Origin of the sequence: Parvivirga hydrogeniphila (assembly GCF_023371205.1) — a bacterium.
In the GTDB taxonomy this organism is placed as follows: Bacteria; Actinomycetota; Coriobacteriia; order Anaerosomatales; family Anaerosomataceae; genus Parvivirga; species Parvivirga hydrogeniphila.
This window is the reverse complement of the sequence record NZ_JAMCCO010000003.1, coordinates 61490-88199: the sequence shown is the minus strand read 5'-3', so window position 1 is coordinate 88199 and position 26710 is coordinate 61490. Positions and strand designations below refer to the sequence as shown.

The window sequence follows — 26710 nt, the reverse complement described above, 5'->3', positions numbered from 1 at the left end:
CTATGTGCGTTCAGCAGGGCCACAAGACCCTGCATCAGAAGTGGTCGGTACCGGTTCCTGCATGTATAACGATGTCTGCGAAAGACATCGCTTCGATCACATTTGCCGTGCTCATGGTACCTGGCAGACGGGTGCAGCGTCAAGGACACGACCGGGCGTGTGGACGCCGATCACTCATCGGCAGGGCCGTCGTCAAGATCGTCGCCGGCGTCACCTACGACCTCGCGAGCGGCCCGGTACGCATCGGTGGGCTCGAAGCCACGGCGGACCAGGCGCGCAGCCAGCCGTCGCGCGTCGTCACGAGGCCGCACGAGGCGCCTGGCCGCCGATGTGGCGTCCGTGCCGATGCCTTCGTCTGCTGCTGCGCTCAAAGCAGAAGCGATCGACGCGTCGGGCAGTCCGGCGCGCGCCAGGTCGCGCCAGACGACACGCGGACCGTATCCGGCGCGCAACCGCGACCGCGCGACGGCCTCGCCGAAACGGGCGTCGTCGAGGAGGCCGGTCTCGACAAGGCGAGCGACGACGTCGTCGATCGCCGCACGCTCGTACCCGTCTTCCGCGAGCCGCTGAGCGACTTGCGCCGTGCTGAAGTCGTGGTACGACAGCAGCTTCAGGGCGCGCTCGCGTGCGGCCGTGCGCTCGGCCTGCTGGCATCGGGTCGCGAGGTCATCGAGATCCACGTCATCGCCGACCTGGATCGACAACGCGGCGACCACCGCGGCAGAGGTGGTGCGGAAGGGCGCCCCGTCGATCCAGATGCGCCGCGCTCGCTTCGAGCCGGGCAGCCGCTCGATGTCGGTGATGCGCCCTAGGCGCGTCATGCCTCGTTGTCGTCCTGTCGAACGGGATCCGGCAGGCCGATCTTCTCGCGGATCTCGCGTTCGATGCGGTCCCGGATGTCCGTGTGCTCACGCAAGAAGTCCTTGGCCGCCTCCCGGCCCTGGCCGAGGCGTTCTTCGCCGTAGGTGTACCACGCACCGGACTTCGCGACGACGCCCTCTTCGACGCCGAGGTCGAGGAGGCTTCCTTCCTTCGAAATCCCCTGGCCGTACATGATGTCGAACTCGGCCTGCTGGAATGGCGGCGCGACCTTGTTCTTGACGACCTTCGCACGCACCCGGTTCCCGACGATCTCGGACCCCTGCTTGATCGAGTCGATGCGCCGCACGTCGATGCGCACCGACGCGTAGAACTTGAGCGCTCGGCCGCCGGAGGTGGTCTCCGGGTTGCCGAACATCACGCCGACCTTCTCGCGGAGCTGGTTGATGAAGATGCAGGTCGTGTTCGACTTGTTGAGCGAGCCAGCGAGCTTGCGCATCGCCTGGCTCATGAGGCGCGCCTGGAGGCCTACCGTCGTGTCCCCCATCTCGCCTTCGAGCTCCGCGCGCGGTACGAGCGCCGCGACGGAGTCGACGACGACGACGTCGATCGCGCCGGAACGGATGAGCATGTCCGCGATCTCCAGCGCCTGCTCGCCCGTGTCTGGCTGCGAGATGAGGATCTCGTCGATGTCCACACCGAGGCGGGCCGCGTAGGTGGGATCGAGGGCGTGCTCAGCGTCGATGTATGCCGCGATGCCGCCCATGCGCTGCGCTTCCGCGACGATCTGCAATGCGAGCGTCGTCTTGCCCGAGGACTCCGGGCCGAAGATCTCGACGATGCGTCCCCGCGGGACGCCGCCGATTCCAAGGGCTGCGTCCAGCGCGAGCGACCCCGTCGGAATCGCGCTGATGCCTGCGACGGCGGCGTGCTCGCCCAACCGCATGAGCGAACCCTTGCCGAACTTCCGCTCGATCTGCTCACGCGTCAGATCGAGCACCTTCTCCTTCTCGCTCTCCATGGCTTCTCTGCTCCTTCGACCCGTGTCGGGCGACCCCTGAGGCACCTACCACGCTATACGAACATCTGTTCGATGTCAATCCCCGTGAAGCGGCAGACGGCCGATGGCTTCGTAGACCGGCCCACGAGGAGTGAGCGTGCTCGAGTAGAGTATGACCTCCCCCACTGACACGATGCCCTCGGACGCGCGTTGCGAGAGGACCTCGGATGCTTGAGCGAGTGCATCGTCTGGCGCAGTCCTCGGCCGCCGTGCTCGAACGAGCGTGACGTGCGCAGCGAACGGCCTCCGCGGCGGTTCGATGCCGTAGTTTTCCGCAGCGTCGGTCACGATGCCGGCAATCTCTGCTGACTCGTGCTCCCCTGCTGCGAGCGTCGCCCAGAGCATGGTGGCAGAACGCCCCCGCGGGGACGCGACGACCGTCCCGAGCGCAACCGTGAACGGCCGACGCGTGCGCAGTCCGTCTGCCGCGTGCGCGGCGATCGCCTCGACCCGCTCGCGTGGATGCTCGCCCAGGAACGCGAGCGTGAGGTGGTAGTTCGCTGGAGGGACCCACTTCTCACAACGCCAGGACGGCGCAGCGTCGCGGAACGCGTCGCACGCGTCCGCGAGCAGCGAGCGCGCGGGCTCGCTCAACGCGATGCCGAAGAACGCCCGCACGGCTACATCCGTTCGAGCGCGAGGCGAAGATGGTCGAGCGCGTGGACGGTGGCGCGCTGGCGCACGCCCTGCCGGTCGCCCGTGAGCATCAGTTGGTGCGCCTGGACGCCCTCAGGCGTCGCAACCGCGACCCATACCAGGCCGACAGGCTTCTCGGGCGTGCCGCCGCCAGGCCCAGCGATGCCCGTGGTCGCGACCGCCACCCGTGCGCCCAGCCCGCACGCGCCGCTCGCCATCGCCTCGGCCGTCTCGCGCGAGACGGCGCCGTGCGTCCGAAGCGTCTCGTCGGGGACACCCAAGAGCGACTGCTTGAGGTCGTTGCTGTACGCGACGACGCCGCCGACGAAGACGTCGGATGCTCCCGGCACGTCGGTGATGGCCGACGCTACCATCCCGCCGGTGCACGACTCGGCGGTGGCTATCTTCGCGAAGGTCGCGCGCGCAAGGCGCACGACCGCCTCGGGCAGCGACGCGCCGTCCATCGAGTAGCACGCTTCGCCGAGCGCGAGCGCGGCGGCCTGAGCGGCCTCGACGAGCACGTCTTTGCCTGCTCCGGCGTCAAGCAGGACGACGTCGACGAGCGCTGGCGATGCGAGCAGCGTGAGGTCGACGCCCGGGAACGCCCTGATGGCCTCTTGGACGCGGACCTGGGCGTCCGACTCTGCGATACGAGCGCAGCGGAGGACGACGGGCTCGGGCACATGCTTGGCTGAGGCCAGGACCTGCGCGAGCATCGGCTGCATCTCCGAAGGCGGTCCGGGAAGCAGCACGACGGTGCTCGTGGCGGTCTCGATGATCTGCCCCGGCGCCGTGCCGGTCTGAGGCTCGATCACGCGCGCACCGTCGAGCACGTCTGCCTGTCGCAGGACCTGCGCGCGTGCGCGCTCATCGACGTGGCGCTCGGCGGCCGCCGCAAGGCGCTCTGAGAGCGCTGGGTCGCGCCGGAGCGGACGGCCGAGCGCCTGCGAGGCGGCTTCGCGCGTGACGTCGTCGTGCGTGGGGCCGAGGCCCCCAGTGACGATGACGAGCGCGTTGTCGCCCGCGAGGCGCGCGATTGCACGGGCGACCGCATCAGTGTCGTCGGCCACGCTCACGGCTTCGGTGACACGGTAGCCGGCCTGCGCGCAGGCCGCCGCGATCGATGCGGTGTTGGTGTCGACACGAAGCCCGACGGTGAGCTCCGTGCCGACGGTGACGATGGCTGCTTCACGGCGATCAGGCATCGGTCCCTCCCTGCGACCACGGTCCAGCAAGGATGTCCCGCGCGTGGTAGAAGTAGTCCACCATCGATGCGACGGTGGCGATCATCGCCGCCGCCATGACGACCCAGGCCACGATGCCGAACGCGTGCGCGACCGAGGCGCCCGCGACGTCGGTGATAAGCGAGCTGTCCTTCACGATGAACGCAAGGATCGCGACCGTCTGCAGCACCGTCTTGGCCTTCCCGTAGACCGACGCGGCGATCACCCGGCCCTCGGCCACTGCGACGAGTCGAAGCCCTGAGACGACGAGCTCGCGGCTGATGATGAGCACCGCGATCCACGACGGCAGCCGTCCAAGCTCCACCAGCGCCACGAGCGCGGCCGTGACGAGCAGCTTGTCGGCGATCGGGTCGATGAACTTCCCGAAGGTCGTCACCTCGTTGCGCGACCGCGCGAGGTACCCGTCCACCGCATCGGTCCCCGCGAGCAGCGCGAAGACCGCAGCGGCAAGCCACGGCCCCCACACGGGGAGCTTCGCCAGCAGGATCGCCAGGAAGATGGGTATGAGCACGACGCGAGCGAGCGTCACGCGGTTCGCGATGCTCCGAAGCGGGCTCACGGCACCACCTCCCCGTACAGGTCGTATCCGTGGGAGTCGACGATCCGGACAGACACGAAGGTACCCGGACGCGCTGTTCCGGGAAAGAGGGTAAGCCCGTCGATCTCCGGCGCCTGACCCTCGGTGCGACCGGCTGCGAGGCCGTCCTCCTCCCCTTCGACGAGAACGCGGAGCGTGCGTCCCACCCAGGTCGATGCGCGCTCGACGCCGATTGCGTCCGCGAGGTCGCGGACCTTCTGAGCGCGCGCCTTCCTCGTGCGTGCCGGGACCCGGCCGGGAAGCTGGGCGGCTTTCGTGCCGTCTTCGGGCGAGAACGCGAACACGCCGACGTAGTCGAACCGCGCGACGGAGAGGAACCGCACGAGCTCGTCGACGTCAGCCCGCGTCTCGCCAGGGAAGCCGACCATCACTGTGGTGCGCAGGACGACGTCGGGCACAGAGGCGCGGATGCGCTCGACGAGGCGCAGGAGCGATCCGGCGTCGCCTCGCCTGCCCATCGCGCGCAAGACGCTGCGTGATGCGTGCTGGACGGGCACGTCGAGATACCGGCAGACCTTGTCGTGCGAGGCGATGGTCTTGAGCAGGCGGTCGGTCACGCCGTCTGGCTGAAGGTACATCAGTCGCACCCGGAAGTCGCCGTCAAGAGCGGCGATGCGAGCGAGAAGGTCGGGCAGCGTCTCGCCATCGCCGAGGTCGACGCCCCACCGCGACACGTCCTGGCCGACCAAGACGATCTCGCGCACGCCCGCCCGTACGAGACTGTCCGCCTCCGCGATGAGCTCGTCTGCCGGACGGCTGCGGTAGCGCCCACGGATGGCGGGGATCGTGCAGTACGAGCATCGCCGGTCGCACCCGTCGGAGATCTTGAGGTACGCGGTCGGCGTCGGGATCGCACGCGACGCGGGGCCCGGCTGCACCGGGACGCCCATCAGCTCGGCGATGACGGCAGCGATGCGTTCTTCCTCGGCGACGGGCACGAACACGTCCACCTCGGGAAGCTCGGTCGCGAGCTGCTCGTCGCGGTAGCGTGACGGGAGACAGCCTGCGACAATGAGCCGCCGTCCCTCGCGCGCGGCTTTCCACTCGGCGGCAGCGAGGATCTCGTCGATCGCTTCCTCGACGGCGCTTTGGATGAACGCGCAGGTGTTCACGACGAGGACGTCGGCATCATCGGGCGAGGCTGCGATCCGGAACGTTCCGGCAAGGGCGCCTGCCATCGCGTCGGAGTCCGCCTCGTTCTTCGGGCACCCGAGCGTGACGAAGGCGACAGACGGCCTCATGTGCGGGCGCTCATCGGTAGTTGGTGAACTGCAGCGGGATGCCATAGTCCTGTGCCTTGAGGTGCGCGATGACACCTTGGAGCTCGTCGCGGCTCGCGGAGAACACGCGGACCTTGTCCCCTTCGATGGCAACCCGCACCTTGCGCTTGAGGTCACGGACGTCTTTCGAGATCCTCCGAGCGACGTCGTCCGGGATGCCGTTGACGATCGAGGCGGTGACGCGGACCGTGCCGCCCGACGCGGACTGCACGTTCCCCCAGCTCAGCGCCTTCAGATCGATGCCGCGCCGCACCAGTTTGCTCGCGAGCACGTCCTTGACCTGCCGCAGCACGAAGTCGCTCGGGGCCGTGAGGGTGAGCTCGGCCGCCTTTCGGTCCAAAGACAGCGTGGCTCCCGTGTCTTTCAGGTCGTAGCGCTGCGCGATCTCCTTGACGGCCTGCTGGACCGCGTTGTCGACCTCTTGGAGGTCGACCTGCGAGACGACGTCGAAGCTCTGTTCCTTGGCCATGGCGTTCCTCTCAGGGCGATACGGTGATGGTGGCGACGCCGACGCCGCCAGCGCTTGCGAATGATACCGGAACACCGTCTTTGGTGAGCGTGACGGCGCTCGGCTTGCCGGCTCTGACGACGGCCTGGCGCTCGGCGGTCCACTCCTTGGCGGAGCCGCCGGTGAGCGTCCCTTCGTATGCGACACGGCCGTCGATGGTCACGCGGATCCATGAGGCCGCGCCTGCGGCGACGGCGACCTTCACGACGAACGGCTGTCCGGCGGCGACGCTCTCTTCTGCGGCCGGCGCTTCAGAGGCGTTGGGCGTTTCGGCCTCGGTTGAGACGGCCCCGGGCGAGACCGAAGCAGGTGCCGATTCCGGCGCGGTCTCCGCCGGCGGCACAGGAGGGACCTGGTCGGACGGTCCGCCCAGCAGACGCGCGACCCATGCCACGAGCGACACGGCGATCACGACCGCGATGGCCGCGATCCAGATACGCTTCGGCACCGCGTGTGCCTGGTGGCCGAGCGGGACGACCGACTCCATCTCGGGCATCTCAGAAAGCCGAACGCCGGGTGCCGCCTGTCCGATGTCGCGCTCGTACTCTGCGAGGAATGGCGCAGGATCGAGGCCGAGCGCCTTGGCGTACGCAGAGATGTAGCCCCGGGTGTACGCAGGCGCTGGCAGCTCGTCGTGCCGGTCGTGCTCGAGCGCGTCGATCTTGGAGGCCATGATGCGCGTCGCAGCGCAGATGTCGGCCATGCTCTTGCCACGAGCCCGTCGCTCGTCGGCCAATCGTTGCCCGACAGGCACGGCGACCTCCTTCCTCGTTGCGCGCTCACTCGTCCGACGCGCGGTCCTCGCGGTCGAACGCCTTCATCGCCTCAAGCTCCTCCACGTCCACGAGCACCTCGCGGGGCTTGCTCCCGTCCGGCGGCCCGACGACGCCGCGGGCCTCGAGCATGTCCATGATGCGTCCGGCACGGGCGTACCCGACCTTCAGCCGCCGCTGCAAGAGCGAGGTGGATCCCATCCCCGTGGTGACGACGAGATCTGCGGCCTCCCACAACAGCGGGTCCTCGTCGGCGTCGGCGTCGGCCGCGCCTCCCTGCGTCACTTTGAGGTGCAGGATCTCCTCGTGGTAGTCGGGCTCCGCCTGGGCCTTCAGGTGCTCCACGACGGCGACGATCTCGTCTTCGGTGACGAACGCGCCTTGGATGCGTTTGGGTTTCGGCCACACCGGCATCGAGAACAGCATGTCGCCTTGGCCCACGAGCTTCTCGGCCCCTGGCTGGTCGAGGATGACGCGGCTGTCGATGCCGGAGGAGACGGCGAACGCGATGCGGTTCGTGATGTTCGTCTTGATGAGCCCGGTGATGATGTCGGTGCTCGGCCGCTGGGTCGCGACGACCAAGTGGATGCCCGCGGCCCGCGCAAGCGCCGAGAGGCGGCAGATCGAGTCTTCCACCTCTTTGGCTGCCACGAGCATGAGGTCGGCGAGCTCGTCGATGACGATCACGATGTACGGCATGGGCTGCGCGCCATCGGGGGCGCGGCCATCGTGGACGGCGGCGTTGTACTGCGCGATGTTGCGCGCATTCGCCTTCTGCAGCTGCTTGAGGCGGGCCTCCATCTCCCCGACCGCCCATGCCAGCGCAGAGGCGGCTTCCTTCGGCTCGGTCACGACCGGCACGTACAGGTGAGGGACGCCGTTGTACAGGCTGAGCTCGATGCGCTTGGGGTCGATGAGGATGAGCCGCACCTCTGCCGGCGTGGCACGCATGAGCAGCGACATCAGGATGGCGTTGATGCACACGCTCTTGCCGGTGCCAGTGGCGCCCGCGATGAGAAGGTGCGGCATCGGCGCGAGGTCCACGAGCACGGGCTCCCCGGCGACGTCCTTGCCGATGCCGAGCAGAAGCGGGCTCGGGTGCGCAGCGGCCCCGGTCTCGAGCACGTCAGCGAGCGTGACCGTGAGCCGGCGTTCGTTCGGCACCTCGATGCCTACGTAGCTCTTGCCCGGTATCGGCGCGAGGATGCGGATAGTGGGCGCAGCCAGCGCGAGCGCGAGGTCGTCGGCGAGGCGGGCGACCTGGCCGACCTTCACGCCGCGGGCGATCTCGACTTCGAACATCGTGACCGTGGGACCGGGGATCCAGTCCACGACGCGCGACGGCACGTCGAAGGTAGCGAGCGTCTGCTCGATGGCCTGCGCCGTCGCTTTGAGCTCGCGCTCGTTCGCGCGGTGCGCCCCCGGAGCCGATGCGTTGCGTTTAAGCAGGCTCATGGGCGGGAGCTCGAACCCTTCGGCCGGTCGGGGCGCAACGACGGCAGTCGTCGGCACCGTGACGCGCCTCGCCTCCGGATCGGTCCGCCGCCGCTGACGCGCGGCCGGAGGCTCGACGTCCGGTGTTGGGGACGCATCGGAAAGCGGAAGCGTCGGCTGTTCGGGCGCGCGTCTGCGCTTCGCGTGCGGTTCGAGAGCGGCAGGCTCTGCTGGCGTCCGGCGAAGCACGCGCGCCAGCCGTTCGAGCAGCTCCGAGACGGACATCCCGGCGATGACGAGCCCGACGAATGCGAGGGCCACGAGGAGCACGTACGCTATAGCGCCGCCGAAAAGCGTCCGCACGGCCCACGCAAGCGCGCCGCCGACGTATCCGCCGCGCGCGACGAGCACGTCCGGCTCCCAGAAGACGGCAGACGGCGCGCCGACGGAGGCGATCGAGATGACCGACAGCAGTAGCAGGCCGAGCCCGCCGCCGACACGGACCTCGTTCACGCGGACGGAGCGGACGAAGAAGCTCGCGCCCCAGAGCAGCACCGCGATCGGCAAGACGTATGCGCCGATGCCGATGCCGAGCGTGAGCGCGCGGGCGACGTATCGCGGGACGAGCCCGGTCTGCGGGCTTACGACCGAGATCGCGAGCGCGAGCGCTGCTGCGCTGAGGACCACGCCGGCGATCTCGTTACGGGTGTCCTCGTCCAAAGCGCGCGCAGGCGGCACGGAACGGCTCCGCGTACGACGCGCGTCGGTAGAGCGCGCTGGGCGGCGCGTGCGTGCGTCTGAGCGTGCCATCGTCACCCCTTCTGCGCGAATCCCGCGAACACGAGCATACCTGCTCCGAGCAGTCCCGTATACGCCGCAAACACCCACAGGCCGTGCCGCTTCACGAGCCCCAGCAGTCCGGCGATCGCTGCATAGCCGGCGATGGCGGCGGCAGCGAATCCTGCAATCGACGGCGCCAGGCCAGGGAGCGACGCGGAGCCGGACAGAAGATCGAGCCCGTCTTTCGCTGCAGCAAGCGCGATGATCGGGATACCGCACAGAAACGAGAACCTGGCGGCCGTCTCGCGCGACAGTCCTGCGAACATCCCGGCGGCGATCGTGGAGCCCGACCGTGAGACGCCCGGCAGAGGGGCGATACCTTGCAGGGCGCCGATGAGGAGGACGGGCGCTGCTCCGAGCGAGGCCGGGGGCTCAGCGCGGGGGCGCATGCGGGAAAGCCCCTCCCCTGCAGCCAAGAGCGCGGCCGTCAGGAGGAACCCCGCTCCGATCCACGCGATCGATTCGCTCGCTGGCTGGACGACAGGAGAGATCGCGAGCGCGACTGCTGCGCTCACGACGGTCACCCCTGCGATCCGCACGAGCGTCCGCCGCTCCTGCGCGTCTTTCGGCCGCTTCGAGGTCACGGACCTGGCGAGCGCCAGAAGGTCGCTTCGGAAGTACACGACCATCGCGAGCAAGGTGGCGACGTGCAAAAACACCTCGAAAGTGAGGTCGGGCTTCATGCGGAACAGGTGGTAGACGAGGGCGAGGTGGCCGTCAGAGGAGATCGGCAAGAACTCCGTCACGCCTTGGACGGCTCCGAGCACGATGGCTGCGAGCACGTCCACCTCAGACCTCCAAGACGACGGGGATGATCATGGGCCGCATCCGGCTGCGCTCCCACACGAACGAGGACAGCGAGTCTCGGAGCACCTTCTTGATGACACCGTGGTCTGTCACGCCTTCGGCCGCTGTGCGCGCGAGCGCCTTATGGACGCGCGCCCGCATCTCCGAGACGACGTCGACCTCGTCCGACCCGGTGAGCACCACGCCCCGCATCACGATCTCGGGCTCTGCCGCGACAGAACCCGTCTGCGAGTCGATGACCACCACCACCATCGCGATGCCGTCGCTGGAGAGCACCTGCCGGTCGCGCAACACGACCTGGCCGACGTCGCCGACCGACAGCCCGTCGACGTACTTGACGCCGCTTTCCACGTGTTCCGCGACGCGTGCCCCGGTCTCGTCGATCTCGAGGCACTGCCCGTTTTCGAGCACGAAGACGGAGTCCTCGGGCACGCCAACGGAGGCGGCGAGGCGGGCGTGCGCGTGCAGGTGATGCGTCTCCCCGTGGACAGGCACGAAGTAGCGTGGACGCGTCATGTTCACCATGAGCTTGAGCTCCTCGGCAGCTCCGTGACCCGAAACGTGAACCTGAGCCGAACCCTTATCGATGACGTTCGCGCCGGCCTTGTACAGGCGGTTGATGACGCGCGAGACGGCCTTCTCGTTGCCAGGCACCGGAGACGCGGCGATGATGACCGTGTCGCCCGGCTCGACCGAGACCGTCTTGTGGTCGCGGTTTGCGATGCGCGCGAGCGCGGACAGAGGCTCGCCTTGGCTTCCAGTGCACAGCACGACGACCTTCTCTGGCGGCAGGTCGCGCATGTCGTACGCGTCGAGGATCTCGCTTTCGGGGACGTTGAGGTACCCGAGCTCGCGCGCGATGCGGGTGTTGTTCACCATCGAGCGGCCGGTGACGACGATCTTGCGGCCCGATGCGAGCGCCGCGTCGCAGACCTGCTGGACGCGATGGATGTGCGACGCGAACGAGGCCACGATGATGCGCCCAGAGGCCTGCGCGAAGATCCTGCGGAGCGTCTCTCCTACCACCGCTTCGCTCGGCGTATGGCCCTGCCTGTCGGCGTTGGTGGAGTCGCTCAGAAGCAGCGTGACGCCGCCCCGTCCTGCCTTGGTGAAGCCCGCGTAGTCCGTGAGCCGTCCGTCGATCGGGGTCTGGTCGAGCTTGAAGTCGCCGGTGTGCAGCACCGTGGCCACCGGCGTGCGGGCGAGCACGGCCACGCCGTCCGGGATCGAGTGGTTCACTGCGAGGAAGTCCAGCCCGAACGCGCCGAGGCTGACATGGCTTCCAGGCTTGACCTCGCGAAGCTTCGCTTTCGTGAGGCGGTGCTCTTCGAGCTTGCCCTTCACCAGGCCGAGGGTGAGGCGGGTACCCAAGACCGGCACCGGCTGACCGAGGTCTTTGAGAAGGTACGGGAGCGCCCCGGTGTGGTCTTCGTGGCCGTGGGTGATGACGATGCCGCGCAGCTTCTCTTTGCGCTTCAGGACGTAGGAGTAGTCGGGGAGGATGAGGTCGACTCCTGGGGTGTCGTCGTCCGGGAACATCAGCCCGGCATCGATCACGATCATGTCGTTGCCGAGCTCGAGCACGGTCATGTTCTTGCCTATCTCGTCGAGCCCGCCGAGCGGGACGACGCGCAGGCGTTCTTTTCGTTTCGTCATACTGCTGTCTTCGTTCTCCTTCTCTCCCGTTCGCGCGTCCTGCGCGGCAACGGTCAGGCGATCATGCCGAGGTGTCGCATCACGCGCGCGAGCTCGGCAGTCTGTTCGGGCGTGGCTTCGACCAGCGGCAGCCTCAGGCCGCCGACGGGAAAGCCGAGCAGTTCGAGCGCCTTCTTGACCATGATGGGGTTGCTCGTCAGGAAGAGCGCTTTCATGAGCGGCAGCAGCTCGAGGTGGATCCGGAGCGCCTTGGTGTGGTCGCCGTCGGCCTGGGCGTACACCATCTCGCGGAAGCGACTGCTCGCGATGTTGCCGATGGTCGAGATGACGCCGGTGCCGCCGAGCGCCATCATCGGAAGCGTGAGCTCGTCGTCGCCAGCGAAGACGTCGAATCCCTCCGGCGCTTCGGCGATGACCGCCGCGGCCTGCGCGAGGTCCGGGTTCGCCTGCTTGAGCGCGACGATGTTCTCCACGTCGTGCGCGAGGCGCAGGATCGTCGCTGGCTCCATGTTGATGACGCAGCGGCCGGGGATGTTGTACAGCACCACCGGCAGGTCCACCGCCTCGGCGATCGCCCGGAAGTGGCGGTACAGCCCTTCTTGCGGCGGCTTGTTGTAGTACGGCACGACCGCCATCAGGCCATCGACGCCGAGCTTGGCCACATCGCGAGCGAAGGCGACCGAGTCCTCCGTGCAGTTGTCGCCCACGTTGGCGATCAGCGGCGCCCTGCCGTCCACGGCCTCGATCACGGCCCGGAACAGGTCCATCTTCTGGTCGTAGAACACCGTGGGCGACTCCCCCGTGGTGCCGCACAGCACGAGGGCGTCCGAGCCCTCGTCCAGGATCCGAAGCGCGAGCTCCTGGGCGCGGGGCAAGTCCAGCTCGAGGTCAGGCGTGAACGGCGTGACCATCGCAGTGATGAGGCGGCCGAATCGCGGTGTTTCCATGGCGTGCTCCCTATCCGTCATCGCGGCAGGACGCGGCGGTACCTCCGCGGGTCCCACGCGAGTATTGTGCCACACCCCGCGCGAGGATTCCTGCCCCGCCTCACGCGTCCGAGCCGAGCCCGAAGCCCTCGTGCAAGGCCCGGACCGCGGTCTCGGCTGCGTCGTCCGGTACCAGCACCGAGATGGTTGTGTGGCTGTCCGCGGACTGCAGGATCGGGACGCCCGCCTCGTGCAGGTACCGTGCGACGCGCGCCATCACGCCCGGGACTCCGTGCATGCCCGCCCCGATGAGCGTGACCTTGGCGAGCGGCTGCTCGATAGCGAACGCTCGACCCAGCCGCTGGAGCGCGTCGCTGGCAGTCGGGACGTCGGAAGCGGCCACGGTGAACACGAGCCGGCCGTCGGTCGGAGTGAACATGTCGAGCGAGACGGACGCGTCCGCCATGGCCTCGAAGACGGCCGTCTGGGCGCTCGTGTGCGCGAGCGACCCGGCGGGAGCGTCGAGGTCGACGGCGAACCGAGCGACACCGCGCATGTGCGACACAGCGGTGGCCACCGAGCGAGGCTGGTACGCGGCGATGTCGGCGACGAGCGTCCCCGGGTGGTCGGAGTAGGTGTTCTTGACGCGGACCTCGATGCCGCTTGCGGCCGCGAGCTCGGCTGCGGGGGTATGCACGACGCGCGAGCCGTGCTGCGCCATCTGGTGCAGCTCGTCCGAGCGTATGACGGCGAGCACAGACGCCTCAGCGCACGCGCGAGGATCCGCCGTCATCACGCCGTCCACGTCCGTGTAGATCTCCACCGACTGCGCGTCGAGCGCGATGCCGAGGGCACAGGCGGTCGTGTCGCTGCCGCCTCGCCCGAGCGTCGTGACGCTGCCGTCGGGGCCGACGCCCTGGAAGCCCGCGACGACCGGCACGGCCCCTTCCGCGAGCGCAGCCAGGAGCGCGCCCGGGCGCACCTCCAAGACGGTGGCGTTCTCGTGCGCCTCGTCGGTGATGACGCCTGCTTCAGCTCCCGAGAACGCGCGCGCCTCGACGCCTGCAGACCTGAGCTCGCTTGCCACGACGACGGCCGAGATGGTCTCCCCGACCGAAGCGAGGAGGTCGCGCTCGCGCGGCGATACCGGACGGGCGGCAACCAGGTCGAGGAGCGTGTCGGTCGCGTACGGAGCGCCCCTGCGTCCCATCGCGGAGACGACCACCACAGGCCGCGTGCCCGCTTCGAGGTGTTCGACGACGCGCCGAGCGAGCACCTGGCGGCCCTCAGGCGTGGCGACAGAGGTGCCGCCGAACTTCATGACGACGATCGGGCCTGAGCTGCTAACCGTCACAGGATCTCCTCGAGACCGACGACGAGGCCAGAGCGCTCGCGGACGGCCCGGATCGCCATGACCACGCCAGGCATGAAGCTGGTGCGGTCGAGCGAATCGTGACGGATGGTGAGCGTCTGGCCCGGGCCGCCGAAGATGACTTCCTGGTGCGCGACGAGGCCCGGCAGCCGCACCGAGTGCACCGTGACGCCGGCGACGACCGCGCCGCGCGCCCCGTCGGCGACCTCGGACTCCCGTCCGGGCGCAGCGGGGACGACCGTGCGCGCCTGCGAGATCCCCTCTGCAGTCCTGATGGCGGTGCCGGACGGTGCGTCCGCCTTGCGGTCATGATGCAGCTCGACGATCTCGACGTGCGGTAGGTAGCGAGCGGCCTCGCGTGCGAACCGCATCATGAGGACAGCACCGATTGCGAAGTTCGGCGCGACGAAGACGCAGACGCCCTCAGGCGCGCCTTCGGCGATTTCCTCGAAGGTCGCAATGGGGACGCCCGTGGTGCCCACGACGCAGTCGATACCGGAAGACGCTGCGGCGCGGACGTTGGCTGCGACCGCTTCGGGACGCGTGAAGTCGACGAGCACGTCAGGCGAGCTTGCTTCTATTGCGTCTCGCAGGTCTCCCGTCACGCGGATGCCTTCGACCGCCTCGCCTGCGTGCAGCGGATCGACGGCGGCCACGACCGTCATGTCGGGTTCTGCGGTGACCGCCCGAACCACCTCACGGCCCATCTTCCCGCTCGCTCCTGTGACCACGACTCGGATCATCGTTCCCACCCCCGGTGCTCACTGAACAAGGTCTGCCACCGCGTCGGCTTGCAACGGCGCGATCATCGCGAGCGTCTTCGGCTGCGAGAACAGCGACTGCGCAAGCGCGTGGACGTCGCTGGCCGTGACCGCATCGATGCGAGCGACGAGCTCGTCGATCGACAGGATCTCGGTGTCCGTGGCGGCGCTCTTGCCGAGGCGGGTCATGCGCGAGCGCGTGTTCTCCAGTGACAGCACGAGCTGGCCTTTCATGTTCTCGCGCACGCGCTCGAGCTCCTCGTCGCTCACGCCGTCTGATGCCAGTCTGGCCGCTTCTTCGCTCACGATGCGGACGACCTCGCGCGCGTTGTCCGGCCGGGTGCCAGCGTACACCACGAACTCGCCCGCATCGAGGTACAGCGAGTGGTACGAGTACACCGCGTACGCAAGGCCGCGCTTCTCGCGGACCTCCTGGAAGAGGCGCGAAGCCATGCCGCCGCCGAAGATGCCGTCGAGCACCGCGATGACGAACCGCTGGTCCGATCCGGCAGGAAGTCCGGGGACGCCCCAGCAGATGTGCGCCTGCTCGGTGTCGCGCGTGACGACGGCGAGCCCGGGACGAGCGCTCGGCTGCGAAAGGGCCCGCGTCGGCCGTTCCGCTTTCGGGAGCGCAAGCCAGCGCGTAGCGGCGTCCCTCACGCGTTCGTGGGCGACGTTGCCGGCGGCCGCGACGAGCACGGTGCCTGTCGTGTAGTGTCGCTGCTTGAACGACACCGCCAACGGGCGGTCGAACGCGCCGACCGTCTGGCGGGTACCGAGCACCTCCTCGCCGAGCGGATGTCCCTTGAGGAGCTCCGCGGCGAACAGGTCGTGGACCGCGTCATCGGGCGTGTCGTCGTGGCGCGCGATCTCCTCGAGCACCACTTCGCGCTCCGAGAGGATCGCGTCCTCGGCCAGCGAGGCGTTCGAGACCATGTCGGCGAGCACTTCGAACGCTTCTTCGAACCGCTCGTCGATGACGCGGACGAAGAAGCAGGTGTACTCCTTGCTCGTGAAAGCGTTGAACTCTGCGCCCAGCCGCTCGAAGTGCGCTGAGATCTCCTGAGCGCTTCTTTTCGGGGTGCCTTTGAAGGCCATGTGCTCCATGAAGTGGGACATACCCGCCTCGTGCGGCGCCTCGTCGCGGCTGCCCACCCGGACCCAGATACCGACCGCAACGGACCGGACGGCATCGATAGTCTCGGTCAAGACCTCGATGCCGTCGGCGGTCGTGCTGCGATCGTAGAAAGCAGCGTTCATGCGGCCCCCGCCCTACCGGCGGCGGCGCGGTCTGCGGTCGTGCCCGTGCGCGTCGTCGCGGCGCGCGGACGGCGCAGAGGGCGACGCGCTGCCCTCGGGGACGTCGAACTTGTTGACCGCGTCAAGGCTCACCTTTCCACGGTCGTCGATCTCCAGGACGACGACCTCGACCTCGTCTCCGACGTTCAGCACATCTTCGACCTTCGCGAGGCGGCCCTTGGCCATGCGTGAGATGTGGAGCAGGCCGTCTCGGCCCGGCAGAAGCTCGACGAACGCGCCGAACGGCTGGATGGCCACCACGCGGCCGGTGAACCGCTCGCCCACCTCGACGTCGCGCGTGAGCTGCTTGATGCGCTCGACTGCCTCAAGGCCGCCAGCGTCGCGCGACGCGACGTAGACGGTGCCGTCGTCGTTCACGTCGATCTCGGCGCCGGTGGCTTCGATGATGCTGCGGATCATCTTGCCGCCGGGGCCGATGACGTCGCGGATCTTGTCGGTCGGAATCTTGATGGTGATGACCCGCGGAGCGTACGGCGAGAGGTCGGGACGCGGCTCAGGGATCGCTTCGAGCATCTTGCCGAGGATGAAGGCGCGCGCCTCCTTGGCCTGCATGAGCGCTTGGCGCAGGATGTCCACGGACAGGCCCTTGGCCTTGTTGTCCATCTGCAGCGCCGTGATGCCGTCAGCGGTGCCCGCTACCTTGAAGTCCATGTCGCCGAGGAAGTCCTCGAGGCCCTGGATGTCGGTGAGGACGGCGACGCGGTCGCCTTCCTTGATGAGGCCCATCGCCACACCGGAAACCGGCGCTTTGATCGGCACGCCCGCGTCCATGAGCGCCAGCGTCGAACCGCAGACCGAGGCCATCGACGACGAGCCGTTGCTCTCGAGCACCTCCGAGACGATGCGGATCGTGTACGGGAACTCCTCCTCCGGCGGGATGACCGGGAGCAACGCGCGCTCGGCGAGCGCTCCGTGCCCGATGTCGCGGCGCTTCGGCCCGCGCATGAAGCCGATCTCGCCGGTGCAGAACGGCGGGAAGTTGTAGTGGTGGAGGTAGCGCTTCCCTTCCATCACGTCGATGGTGTCGATGCGCTGCCACTCGGAAAGCATCCCGAGCGTCAGCACCGAGAGCACCTGCGTCTGGCCGCGCGTGAACAGGCCGGAGCCGTGGCTGCGCGGCAGGTAGCCAGCGACGCACGAGATCGGCCGGATCTCGGTGAGGCCGCGGCCGTCGGCGCGCTCGCCCTCGTCGAGCACCATCGCTCGCATGGTCTCCTTCTCGAGGCGCTTGAGCAGCGCCTTGATGTGCTTACCGTGCGCAGCGAGCTCCTCTTCGGAGAAAGCGGCCTTGATCTCTTCCTTGACGGCGGCGACGGCGTCCATGCGCGCATGCTTGTCAGGGTTGTGGAGCGCCTGGCGCATCTTGTCTGCGCCCAGCGCTCGCACCCGCTCCCACAGATCCACAGGAGGCTCGTCCAAGGCGACTTCCATGGGCGTGATGTCGATTCTCGACAGGAAGCGCTGCTGCACCGCGCAGAACTCCGCGATAGCGGTCTGCGCGAACTCGAGCGCGGCGAGCATGTCCTCCTCGGAGACCATCTTCGCGCCCGCCTCCACCATGAAGATGGCGTCTTTCGATCCGGCGACCACAAGGTCGATGTCGGAGTCCTCCGTCTCCTCGAAGGTGGGGTTCACGAGCCACTCACCGTCAGCGGTGCGCGCGATGCGCACGCCGGCGAGCGGGCCCTCGAACGGCACGCCTGCGATCATCAGCGCTGCTGACGCGCCCATGATCGAGATGACGTCGACCTGGTGCTCCTGGTCGGCCGAAAGGACGGTCGCGATGATCTGGACCTCGTTGCGGAACCCGTCGGCGAACGCCGCGCGGATCGGCCGGTCGATCATCCGAGCGGTGAGGATCGCCTTCTCGCTCGGACGGGCCTCGCGCTTGATGAAGCCCCCCGGCAGTTTGCCTGCCGCGTACATACGCTCCTCGAAGTCGACCGTGAGCGGGAAGAAGTCGAGGTCCTTCGACTCCTTGCTCGCCACGGCTGTGACGAGGACGACGCTGTCTCCCTGGCGAACGACGACTGCGCCGCCGGCCTGCTTCGCGAGCTCGCCCGTCTCCAGGGTGTAGTGCTTTCCGTACAGTTCGAACTGCTCAGTGACTTTTCCCATGCCTCTTCTTCTTCCTCTTCGTCAGCTCCGCTGCAGGAGGTTGTACCCGTGCGGCGCCCCAATCGGCAAGAAGGCGGGAGGTCTCTCCCGCCTTCTGCGAGCCGTCTTCGTCGCGGTCAGCTGCGAAGGCCGAGCTTCGCAACGATCGCGCGGTACCGTTCGATGTCCGTCTTCTTGAGGTAGTTCAGCAGCCGGCGGCGTTGGCCGACGAGCTTGAGAAGCCCGCGGCGCGTGTGGTGGTCGTGCTTATGGTACCGCAGGTGCTCGGTGAGGTCTTTGATCCGCTGCGTGAGCAGAGCGATCTGCACCTCGGGCGAGCCCGTGTCGCCCTCGCTGCGCGCATGCTCAGCGATGATCTGCGCCTTGACGTCCTTCGACAGTGCCATGTCCACCCTTTCGTCTTCGTCCGCCCACGACCGAGACGAGCGTCGGTGGGTCGCTCATCCAAGTCCTGGGTAAGTCCAGCGGACAATGATAGCACAACCTGCGTGACGCTGCCCGCTCAGCGCTCGCGGACCTGCGCAAGCAGCACCCGCGCGCGCTCCACGTCGCGAGCGATCGCGGACGAAAGCGAGTCCTCGTCCTCGAAACGCTCGAGGTCGCGGAGCCGCTCGACGAAATCCAAAGCGAGGTCGGCGCCGTACAGGTCCTCGCTCACCGGCTCCAGGAGGTGCGCTTCGATCGCAGCCGCTGCAGCGGGGAACGTCGGGGGCGACCCGACGGAGACGGCCGCAGGATACCGCTCGTCGCCGAGGACCCCCCACGCCGCATAGACGCCATCGGCCGGCGTGGCAGCATACGGGTGAGGACGCAGGTTCGCCGTCGGAGCGCCGAGGCGCGCGCCTGCCCCGCGTCCATGCACGACAAGCCCGCGCACGCGGTGCGGCCGCCCCAGAAGCATCGCCGCCGTGGCGACGTCTCCTGCACGCACGAGCGAGCGGATGCGCGTCGAGGTCACGGGCTCACCATCGACGCGGACGAGGGGCTGCGGCACGACCTCGAAGCGCCGCGTCGCGCCGAGCTCGCGCAAGGCGTCGACGTCGCCTGACGCGTTGCGGCCGAAGCGGAAGTCCTCACCGACGACCACGGCGACGGGCGTGCACGCGCGAAGGAGCGTCTCGTCCACGAACCGCTCGGGCGCCATGGACGCCGTGGCCGTATCGAACGGCACCACGACGACGGCATCGACGCCAAGTTCGGCCAGGAACGAGATCTTGTCTTCGAGCTCGAGAAGCTGCGGGGCCGCGCGGTCAGGCGCGACCACCCGGTCCGGGTCGCGGTCGAAGGTGATGACGGCAGAAGCCACGCCCTCCTCCGACGCGCGTTCGCGGCAGGCCCTGACGAGCGCCTGGTGGCCGAGGTGCACGCCGTCGAACACGCCGATGGCGGCAACGGCCCGCCCGAGCGGCAGCATCGTCGGAGCGAAGGTGAGGATTCGCGTGCTCACGGCGTCGGGACCTCCGGGAAGACAGCTTCCGGCACGAGCCATTCGCCTGCCCGCCGATAGATCGCGGCGAGCCGCCCCCGAACGCGCACGGCGACGAGCGGTTCGTCGCCGCCAGCGCTCCGGATCCGGCGACCAGCGAAGACGTCGGACGGATCGGCGTCCACCACCGGCAGGCCGAGCGCTGCGAAGGGGTCTGCGAGCACGCGGTGGATCTCTCCTGACGCGGCGGCCTCAACGCATTCGTCGAGCGGGTGCGCGTCGTCGAGGGCAAGCGCGCCTGTCGCCGTGCGGACAAGAGCGGCGAGGTGTGCGCAGGTGCCAAGAGCGCGCCCGAGGTCGCGGGCGATTGCGCGAACGTAGGTCCCTGCGGAGACAAAGACCTCTATGTCCCAGGTGCGGTGCACGGAGGAGACGCCGATGAGGCGGGCTTCGAGAACCTCGATGCTCCGCGGCTCCAGCACAAGCGGTGCGCCTCTTCGGGCGGCGCGGTGCGCCGTCACGCCGCCACGCTTGATGGCCGAATACGCGGGCGGGACCTGTTCGTGAGTTCCGACGAGCCCGGTCACCACCGCTCGAGCACGCTTCTCGTCGAACACTTCCCCCGGCACCGGCAGCTCCTCGATAGGACGTCCCTCGGCGTCGTCTGTGTCGGTGGCGATGCCGAATCGCACCGTCGCTCGGTATCGCTTCGCCGACTTCGAGAGGTACGGCTCGAGCCGCGTGTACGGGCCGATGAGGAGCACGAGGAGGCCGGTCGCCGACGGATCGAGCGTGCCGGCGTGCCCGATGCGCCGCTCGCCGGTGGCCCGCCGCATCGTCGCGACGACGTCGTGGCTGGTCATGCCAGCCGGCTTGTCGACGGGCAGGACGCCCTCGAGCCCAGTCGCCTTGCGTGCGGCCATCACGACCTCGCAGGCAGCAAGGGCAGGACGGCCGCGAGCGCGTCTGACAACGTGCCGGTGAGCGTGAAGCCGGCGGCAGCGCGGTGGCCTCCCCCGCCGAGCGCGCGAGCGACGGCTCCCACGTCGGCGCCGCCCTTGGCGCGCAGGCTGCCCTTGACGCGACCAGGCGAACACTTGAAGAGCGCCACGACGTCCGGGCCATCGACGACGCGGACCGAGTCGATGAGGTCTTCGGTCTCTTCGGGAAGCGCACCGGTCTCGTGCAGGTCGTCGTCCGTTATCCAGGAGTACGCGACCGCACCGCCTTTGACGAAGGTGAGCCGGTCCATCGTGCGGGCCTGGAGCTTGAGCGCTGCGTGCGATCGGCGCTCATAGACGTTGCTGTACACCCAGGAGGTCCGAGCGCCTGCCTGAGCGAGCTCTGCGGCAAGCAAGAACGCGCGCGGGGTGGCGTTCGCATACGAAAAGCGGCCCGTGTCCGTCATGAGCCCGCAGAAGATGCAGTCGAGCATCGCGTGGTCCGGCTCGACGGCCAGGTGCTTCAGGACTTCCCAGATGAGCGCGCTCGTCGAGGGCGCTTCCGCGTCAACGAGGTTCACGGTGCCGTATCGCGCATTGTCGGGGTGGTGGTCGATGACGACGAGCGTGGCGTTCTCAAGAAGCGCAGCAGCTTCTCCGAGCCTGCCTGGGTTCGGTGCATCGAGCGCGAAGATGAGGTCTGGGCGTCGGTCGAGCGCGCTAGCGCGCACGAAGAGCGCGGCCCCTTCGAGGAACGCATAGGTGACCGGAGCGCGCTCTCCAGACGCCAGGACGCGATCGACCGCGTGGCCCGCCCGCTCCAGCGCATGGGCGAGCGCGAGCACGCTCCCGACCGCGTCTCCGTCAGGATCGACGTGCGAGCACACGGCGATGCGCTGGGATCGGCGCACCGCGTGCGCGACAGCTTCGAGCGCAGAGACCTCAGACGTCATCGGGTCCGACCTCTCCCTGGTCGTCAACCCACTCGGGATGCCGTCTGCGCTCACGCCGGATGGCGTTCTCGATCCGCTGCCCCGCGTCGACGCTCTCGTCGATGTGGAAGCGCAGCTCGGGCAGGTACTTCATCGCAACGCGCTCCCCCAGGGTCGCACGGATCCTGCCCTTCGCGGAGTCCAGTCCGGCCAAGAGCTCGGCGTAGCGCCTTTCTCCACCGTGCGCCGTCACGAAGACGTCGGCGTAACGCATGTCGGGACTCACCTCGACGCTCGTGACTGTGGCGAGCTCCAGGCGAGGGTCCTGGAGCTCGCTCACCAGGATCTCAGCGAGCGCGGTGCGAACGGACTCATTCAGCTTGCGTACACGAGGAGCGGGCATCGCGCCTCACTCCTTCCGGGCGACCTCGACGGTCTTGAAGCCCTCGATGTAGTCACCTTCCTTGATGTCTTGGAAGCCATCGATGGCGATGCCGCACTCCGAGCCGGCGCGTACGCTCGTGACGTCCTCCTTGAAGTGGCGGAGCGATCGGATCGTGCCTTCGTGGATGACGGCGCCGTTGCGGACGACGCGCACCTGGTCGTCTGCGTTGATCTCGCCTTCGGTGACGACGCAACCTGCCACGACGCCGACCTTCGGGATCCGGAACAGCTCGCGGACTTCCGCACGTCCGGTGTCCCGCTCCTCGATGGTGGGCGCGAGCAGACCTACGCGGGCCGCGTTGATGTCCTCGATCGCCTGGTAGATGACGCGGTACAGGCGCAGGTCGACCTTCTCCTGCTCCGCGAGCGCCTTCGCCTTGGGCTCGGGTCGCACGTTGAAGCCGATGATGATGGCGTCGGATGCGTCGGCGAGCATGACGTCGGACTCGGTGATGCCGCCCACGCCCGAGTGGATGACGTTGATGCGCACCTCGGACTGGTCCATCTTGTCGAGTGCGTCTTTGAGCGCCTCGATCGAGCCCTGGACGTCGGCCTTCACGACGAGGTTGAGCTCCTTGAGCTCACCTTCGGCGATGCGCGCGAACAGGTCGTCGAGGCTCACGTGCGTCTTGCGCTGCTCCGCGAGCAGGCGCTGCTTGAGCGCGCGTTCCTCCGCGATGCGGCGCGCCTCGCGGTCGTCAGCGACGACGCGGAACTCGTCGCCGGCAGCAGGCACGCTCGACAGGCCCAGGATCTCCACGGGGTCTGCAGGACGGGCGGTCTCGACCTGGTTGCCCTTCGGGTCGACGAGTGCGCGCACACGCCCGTGACTGGTTCCGGCCACGACGGCATCTCCGACGCGCAGCGTGCCGCGCTGGACGAGAACGGTCGCAACCGGTCCGCGTCCGCGGTCGAGCTTCGCCTCGATGACGACGCCGTGGGCAGGGGCGTCTGGATTCGCCTTGAGCTCCAGCACCTCGGCCTGGAGGAGGATCATCTCCAGAAGCTCGTCGATGTTGATGCGTTTCTTGGCGCTGACGTCGACGAAGATGTTCGATCCGCCCCACTCTTCCGGGATGATGCCGTGCTCGGTGAGCTCCTGGCGCACGCGGTCCGGGTTCGCGCCGTCCTTGTCGATCTTGTTGACGGCGACGATGATCGGCACGCCTGCCGCCTTCGCGTGGTTGATCGCCTCGACCGTCTGCGGCATCACGCCGTCGTCAGCGGCGACCACGAGGACCGCGACATCCGTGACCTTCGCGCCGCGGGCGCGCATGGCCGTGAACGCTTCGTGGCCGGGCGTGTCGATGAAGGTGATCTGCTTGCCGTTGTGGTGCACGACCGACGCGCCGATGTGCTGGGTGATGCCGCCTGCCTCCGTGGCAGCGACGCCTGTCTCACGGATGGCATCGAGAAGCGACGTCTTGCCGTGGTCAACGTGTCCCATGACCGTGACGACTGGCGGGCGCGGCTTCAGGTCTTCTGGGCGGTCCTCGTAGACGATGCCCGCCTCTTCTTCAGGGGAGAGCACCTTTATCGATATACCGAGGTCCTCGGCGAGGATCTCCATGGTGGTGCGGCCGATCGGTTGGTTCACCGTAAGAAGCTCGCCCAGCATCATCAGCCGCTTGATGATTTCCGTCGTCGACAGACCCACCGCTTCGGCGAACTCGCCGACGGTGGCGCCTTCAGGGATCGCGATCTCGTTCACGGCCACGGCGGGCTTCGCTGGCTGGGTAGGCTGCGCGGCTGAAGGCGTCTCTTTGTCAGCAGCCTTCTTGGCTTTCTTCTTCTTCTTCGTGCCACCGGTGCCGGTGGCGGCGAGACGGGCCGCTTCTGCGAGCAGCCGTGCGTGACGCTCGGCCTCCTCTGCCTCACGCGCCATCTTGCGGTAGCGTTCCGCCTCCTCGGCCTCGAGCCGGGCGGCCTCTTCTTCGAGCCGCTTCCGTTCCTCGGCGGCGCGCGCTTCGGCCTCGAGGCGCTTGCGCTCCTCCTCGATGCGGCGCAGGCGCTCCTCGGCTTCGGATTTCGCTTTCGCGCGCGCTTTGTCGACCGCGGAGATGCGTGCTGGCTCGGGCCGCTCTTCGGGTTCCAGAGCGCGTTCGGTGGCAGCCTTCGCCACACGGGCTGCAGCGTGCCGCTTCGCCTCCTCTTCGGCGGCCTTGCGTGCGGCCTCTTCTTCTGCCGCCTTGCGTGCGGCCTCCTCTTCGGCGGCCTTGCGTGCGGCCTCTTCTTCTGCCGCCTTGCGTGCGGCCTCCTCGGCTTCTTGCTTGGCGCGCTCGGCCTCCATCGCCGCCTGACGCTCTGCGATGATCGGCGCCAGGTCCTTGCGGATCTTCTGGACGTAGGCGTCGTGCAGCGTCGAAGAGTGGCCCTTGGCCGGGATCTTCAGCCGCTCGAGGTGCTCCAAGAGCTCCTTGGAGCTCATCCCGAATTCCTTTGCAAGTTCGTGCACTCGAATGGCAGGCATCCGCATCACCGTCCCGATCCGAAGCGAGCGTCGCTCCCAGCGATCTGCTCGAACTCGATCCTCAACCGCTCGATGTCTTCCTCCTTGACGACGGCCCTGAGCGCGTGGCCGAGGCGGTTCTTGCGCACCGCCGCCTCGAAACACGCTTCTTTCGGGCAGACGTATGCCCCGCGCCCGCTCTTCTTGCTGGTGGGGTCGACGAAGACGTCGCCATCCGGGCCACGCACGATCCTAACGAGCTCGCGCTTGTCCGCCTCGAGCCCGCAACCCAGACAGGTGCGGAGGCTTGTCTTGGTCCGTCTCACTGGCTAGCTCTCGTCCTCCCCGCTGTGAATGCGGCAGTACCGGCTTCCCGGCAGGGCCTGGTTCCGGCAGCGGATCCCGTCTTCGGTGACGTGCGCACAGCGCCCGTCGGTCGGTTCGGCAGCGTGTCCCGCGGCCGGCACGGCCAGCCCGCTCTCCTGCGCCTGGGTCACGCTCTTGATGTCGATCCGCCAGCCGGTGAGCTTCGCCGCGAGACGCGCGTTCTGGCCTTCCTTCCCGATGGCGAGCGACAGCTGGTCGTCAGGGACGATGACCGTCGCGGTGTGCGTGTCTTCGTCGACGAGCACGGTGGAGACCTTCGCGGGCGACAGCGCGTTGCCGACGAAGGTCGCCGGGTCGTCAGACCACGGGATGACGTCGATGCGCTCACCTTTGAGCTCGGCGACCACCATGCGCACGCGGCTCCCTTTCGGTCCGACGCACGCACCGACCGGGTCGAGGCCGGGCTCACGCGAGGCGACGGCGATCTTCGAGCGCATGCCGGGCTCGCGCGCCACGCTCTTGATCTCGACGATGCCGTCGTAGATCTCGGGCACTTCGAGCTCGAAGAGGCGCTTGAGCAGGTTCGGGTGCGTGCGCGACACGACGATGGACGGCTCGTTGCCCGAGGACTTGCGCACGTCGATGATGAGCGCCTTCAGGCGCATGTTGTGGTCGTATCGCTCGTTCGGCGGCTGCTCGGACGGCGGCAGCAGCGCTTCAACGCCCTCGCGGATCTTGATGAGCGTGTAGCGGCTGTCCGACTGCTGCACCGTGCCCGTGATGCTGTCGCCGATCCTGTCGGCGTACTCCTGGAAGATCTGGTCACGCTCGGCCTCCCGGATGGCCTGCGTGATCACCTGCTTGGCGGCCAGCGCAGCGAACCGCGAGATGTCCGACGGGGTGATGTCGCGCTCCTCGTAGACCGGTTCCTCCTCGGTCCCGCCGACCGGAACGAGCTCGAACACGCGGATGCGGCCGGATTCCCGGTCGATCTCCACCCGGGCCTCGTTCTCCAGATCGAGCGTCTTGCGGTAGGTCTGCGCGAGGGTGTGCTCCAGCCGGTCGAGCATCTCGACCTCGTCGATGTTCTTCTCCCGCGCGAGCTGCTTCAGCGCTTCCATCAACTCTGAGCTCATCGTGACTCCTTGCTCTCGAACGACGAGAAGTCGAACACCAGGTGCGCCTTGCGGACGAGCGAGAACGGGATTCCCACCGTCTCGCCCTCGACGGCAAGCAGCGCCTGATCTTCGGTCCTGCCGACCACCGTCCCGGTGAGCTTCTTGTGCCCAGCGAGCGGTTCGGCGAGCGTCACCTGGGCGGTCCGGCCTGCGAACCGCTCCCAGTCCTGCGGCCTGCGCAACGGGCGCTCGACGCCCGGCGAGGAGACCTCGAGGACGTACGGCCCGACGAACAGGCCCGCGTCCTCGATGGCGTCGGAGATCCACGGGTTGGCGGCCGTTATCGCGTCGAGGTCGATCCCGCCTTCGCGGTCGAGGAAGACGCGGACGAGTGGCCGGCCTGCTCGGCCGGCGACCTCGACGGCCACGAGCTCGAGCCCGTGCTGCTCTGCGAGCGGTGCAAGCACGCGCTCGATGTCGCCTACGATGTCTCGTGCCACGCCTGCCTCCTTCCGCCCGTGTCCAGAACAAAAGAAGCGGGGGTCAGCCCACTTCTCGCAAGAACCGCAGATTTCTCCGTGCGAACGGATTCTACCATAGCCCAGGCACGCGGTGAACCCGGTGGAGCTCAGCGTTCGACGGTGAGGCGGAACACCACGGGGTTCGCAGGATCGGGACAGCACACGAGCGCCTCCCCTTCCGCTTCCCACGGGAACGCGCCGCCGAAGCGGAGCGGTTGGAGGAAGGGAAGCATGGCAGCGTACGCCCATCCGCACATGCCTGTCGGGACGAGCGCGGAGTCCACCACCCACGAGTCCCCGACTGCAAGGCCGATCGAGCACGCGCCCGAGCCGAGGATCTCGACGATCTCGATACGGACGCGCCGCCCTTCAGGCGGAGCGATGCGCTCGCTTTCCACGG

The 26710-nt window shown here is 68.2% G+C and carries 26 protein-coding genes; all 26 read right to left on the bottom strand.

Going from position 1 to position 26710, the window contains the following annotated elements:
- Nucleotides 1–170 precede the first annotated feature (170 nt).
- A complete protein-coding gene (locus tag MX659_RS08515; RefSeq protein ID WP_267193063.1) occupies nt 171–821 on the bottom strand; it encodes a regulatory protein RecX in 651 nt (216 codons plus the stop codon).
- Entirely contained in the window at nt 818–1840 is a 1023-nt protein-coding gene (recA, locus tag MX659_RS08510) for a recombinase RecA (protein ID WP_267193062.1), read from the bottom strand. The genes MX659_RS08515 and recA overlap by 4 nt, the downstream gene beginning before the upstream one ends.
- A gap of 75 nt (nt 1841–1915) precedes the next feature.
- Complete coding sequence (thpR, locus tag MX659_RS08505; RefSeq protein WP_267193061.1) at nt 1916–2497, bottom strand: RNA 2',3'-cyclic phosphodiesterase; 582 nt, start codon at nt 2495–2497, stop codon at nt 1916–1918.
- A 2-nt stretch (nt 2498–2499) separates the two neighbouring features.
- A complete protein-coding gene (locus MX659_RS08500; RefSeq protein WP_267193060.1) occupies nt 2500–3720 on the bottom strand; it encodes a nicotinamide-nucleotide amidohydrolase family protein in 1221 nt (406 codons plus the stop codon).
- Nucleotides 3713–4318 (bottom strand): CDP-diacylglycerol--glycerol-3-phosphate 3-phosphatidyltransferase, encoded by a 606-nt coding sequence (gene pgsA, locus MX659_RS08495; RefSeq protein ID WP_267193059.1) that lies wholly within the window; start codon nt 4316–4318, stop codon nt 3713–3715. Before pgsA ends, MX659_RS08500 begins: the two co-directional genes overlap by 8 nt.
- Entirely contained in the window at nt 4315–5598 is a 1284-nt protein-coding gene (gene rimO, locus MX659_RS08490) for a 30S ribosomal protein S12 methylthiotransferase RimO (RefSeq protein WP_267193058.1), read from the bottom strand. Before rimO ends, pgsA begins: the two co-directional genes overlap by 4 nt.
- Nucleotides 5599–5608: 10 nt before the next feature.
- Entirely contained in the window at nt 5609–6106 is a 498-nt protein-coding gene (locus MX659_RS08485; protein ID WP_267193057.1) for a YajQ family cyclic di-GMP-binding protein, read from the bottom strand.
- Nucleotides 6107–6116: 10 nt separating this feature from the next.
- Nucleotides 6117–6899: a helix-turn-helix domain-containing protein gene (locus tag MX659_RS08480; protein ID WP_267193056.1), complete on the bottom strand. Its 783-nt coding sequence runs from the start codon at nt 6897–6899 to the stop codon at nt 6117–6119.
- Nucleotides 6900–6924: 25 nt separating this feature from the next.
- A complete protein-coding gene (locus MX659_RS08475; protein WP_267193055.1) occupies nt 6925–9090 on the bottom strand; it encodes an FtsK/SpoIIIE family DNA translocase in 2166 nt (721 codons plus the stop codon).
- 74 nt (nt 9091–9164) lie between these two features.
- Complete coding sequence (locus MX659_RS08470) at nt 9165–9980, bottom strand: undecaprenyl-diphosphate phosphatase (RefSeq protein WP_267193054.1); 816 nt, start codon at nt 9978–9980, stop codon at nt 9165–9167.
- A 1-nt stretch (nt 9981) separates the two neighbouring features.
- Nucleotides 9982–11655 carry a ribonuclease J gene (locus MX659_RS08465; RefSeq protein ID WP_267193053.1) on the bottom strand — a complete coding sequence of 558 codons (1674 nt, stop codon included), beginning with the start codon at nt 11653–11655 and terminating at the stop codon, nt 9982–9984.
- A gap of 53 nt (nt 11656–11708) precedes the next feature.
- Complete coding sequence (dapA, locus tag MX659_RS08460) at nt 11709–12602, bottom strand: 4-hydroxy-tetrahydrodipicolinate synthase (protein WP_267193052.1); 894 nt, start codon at nt 12600–12602, stop codon at nt 11709–11711.
- A gap of 100 nt (nt 12603–12702) precedes the next feature.
- Complete coding sequence (locus tag MX659_RS08455; RefSeq protein WP_267193051.1) at nt 12703–13935, bottom strand: aspartate kinase; 1233 nt, start codon at nt 13933–13935, stop codon at nt 12703–12705.
- Nucleotides 13932–14696, bottom strand: coding sequence for a 4-hydroxy-tetrahydrodipicolinate reductase (gene dapB, locus MX659_RS08450; RefSeq protein WP_267193050.1), 765 nt, complete (start codon nt 14694–14696; stop codon nt 13932–13934). Before dapB ends, MX659_RS08455 begins: the two co-directional genes overlap by 4 nt.
- An 18-nt stretch (nt 14697–14714) precedes the next feature.
- On the bottom strand, nt 14715–15974 hold the full coding sequence (locus MX659_RS08445) for a M16 family metallopeptidase (protein ID WP_267193049.1): 1260 nt from the start codon (nt 15972–15974) through the stop codon (nt 14715–14717).
- A gap of 12 nt (nt 15975–15986) precedes the next feature.
- Complete coding sequence (locus MX659_RS08440) at nt 15987–18152, bottom strand: polyribonucleotide nucleotidyltransferase (protein ID WP_267193048.1); 2166 nt, start codon at nt 18150–18152, stop codon at nt 15987–15989.
- Between the two features lie 116 nt (nt 18153–18268).
- On the bottom strand, nt 18269–18538 hold the full coding sequence (gene rpsO / locus MX659_RS08435) for a 30S ribosomal protein S15 (RefSeq protein ID WP_267193047.1): 270 nt from the start codon (nt 18536–18538) through the stop codon (nt 18269–18271).
- Nucleotides 18539–18654: 116 nt separating this feature from the next.
- Nucleotides 18655–19599 carry a bifunctional riboflavin kinase/FAD synthetase gene (locus MX659_RS08430; RefSeq protein WP_267193046.1) on the bottom strand — a complete coding sequence of 315 codons (945 nt, stop codon included), beginning with the start codon at nt 19597–19599 and terminating at the stop codon, nt 18655–18657.
- On the bottom strand, nt 19596–20501 hold the full coding sequence (gene truB, locus MX659_RS08425; RefSeq protein WP_267193045.1) for a tRNA pseudouridine(55) synthase TruB: 906 nt from the start codon (nt 20499–20501) through the stop codon (nt 19596–19598). The genes MX659_RS08430 and truB overlap by 4 nt, the downstream gene beginning before the upstream one ends.
- Nucleotides 20501–21472, bottom strand: a complete 972-nt coding sequence (locus tag MX659_RS08420) for a DHH family phosphoesterase (protein WP_267193044.1) — start codon at nt 21470–21472, stop codon at nt 20501–20503. The genes truB and MX659_RS08420 overlap by 1 nt, the downstream gene beginning before the upstream one ends.
- On the bottom strand, nt 21462–21854 hold the full coding sequence (gene rbfA, locus MX659_RS08415; RefSeq protein ID WP_267193043.1) for a 30S ribosome-binding factor RbfA: 393 nt from the start codon (nt 21852–21854) through the stop codon (nt 21462–21464). Before rbfA ends, MX659_RS08420 begins: the two co-directional genes overlap by 11 nt.
- Nucleotides 21855–21860: 6 nt before the next feature.
- Complete coding sequence (gene infB, locus MX659_RS08410) at nt 21861–24365, bottom strand: translation initiation factor IF-2 (RefSeq protein ID WP_267193042.1); 2505 nt, start codon at nt 24363–24365, stop codon at nt 21861–21863.
- 5 nt (nt 24366–24370) lie between these two features.
- On the bottom strand, nt 24371–24670 hold the full coding sequence (gene rnpM / locus MX659_RS08405; protein ID WP_267193041.1) for an RNase P modulator RnpM: 300 nt from the start codon (nt 24668–24670) through the stop codon (nt 24371–24373).
- A 3-nt stretch (nt 24671–24673) separates the two neighbouring features.
- Nucleotides 24674–25807, bottom strand: a complete 1134-nt coding sequence (gene nusA / locus MX659_RS08400; protein ID WP_267193040.1) for a transcription termination factor NusA — start codon at nt 25805–25807, stop codon at nt 24674–24676.
- Nucleotides 25804–26289, bottom strand: a complete 486-nt coding sequence (locus MX659_RS08395) for a ribosome maturation factor RimP (protein ID WP_267193039.1) — start codon at nt 26287–26289, stop codon at nt 25804–25806. Before MX659_RS08395 ends, nusA begins: the two co-directional genes overlap by 4 nt.
- 128 nt (nt 26290–26417) lie before the next feature.
- Nucleotides 26418–26708, bottom strand: a complete 291-nt coding sequence (locus tag MX659_RS08390) for a TIGR04076 family protein (protein WP_267193038.1) — start codon at nt 26706–26708, stop codon at nt 26418–26420.
- Nucleotides 26709–26710 lie beyond the last annotated feature (2 nt).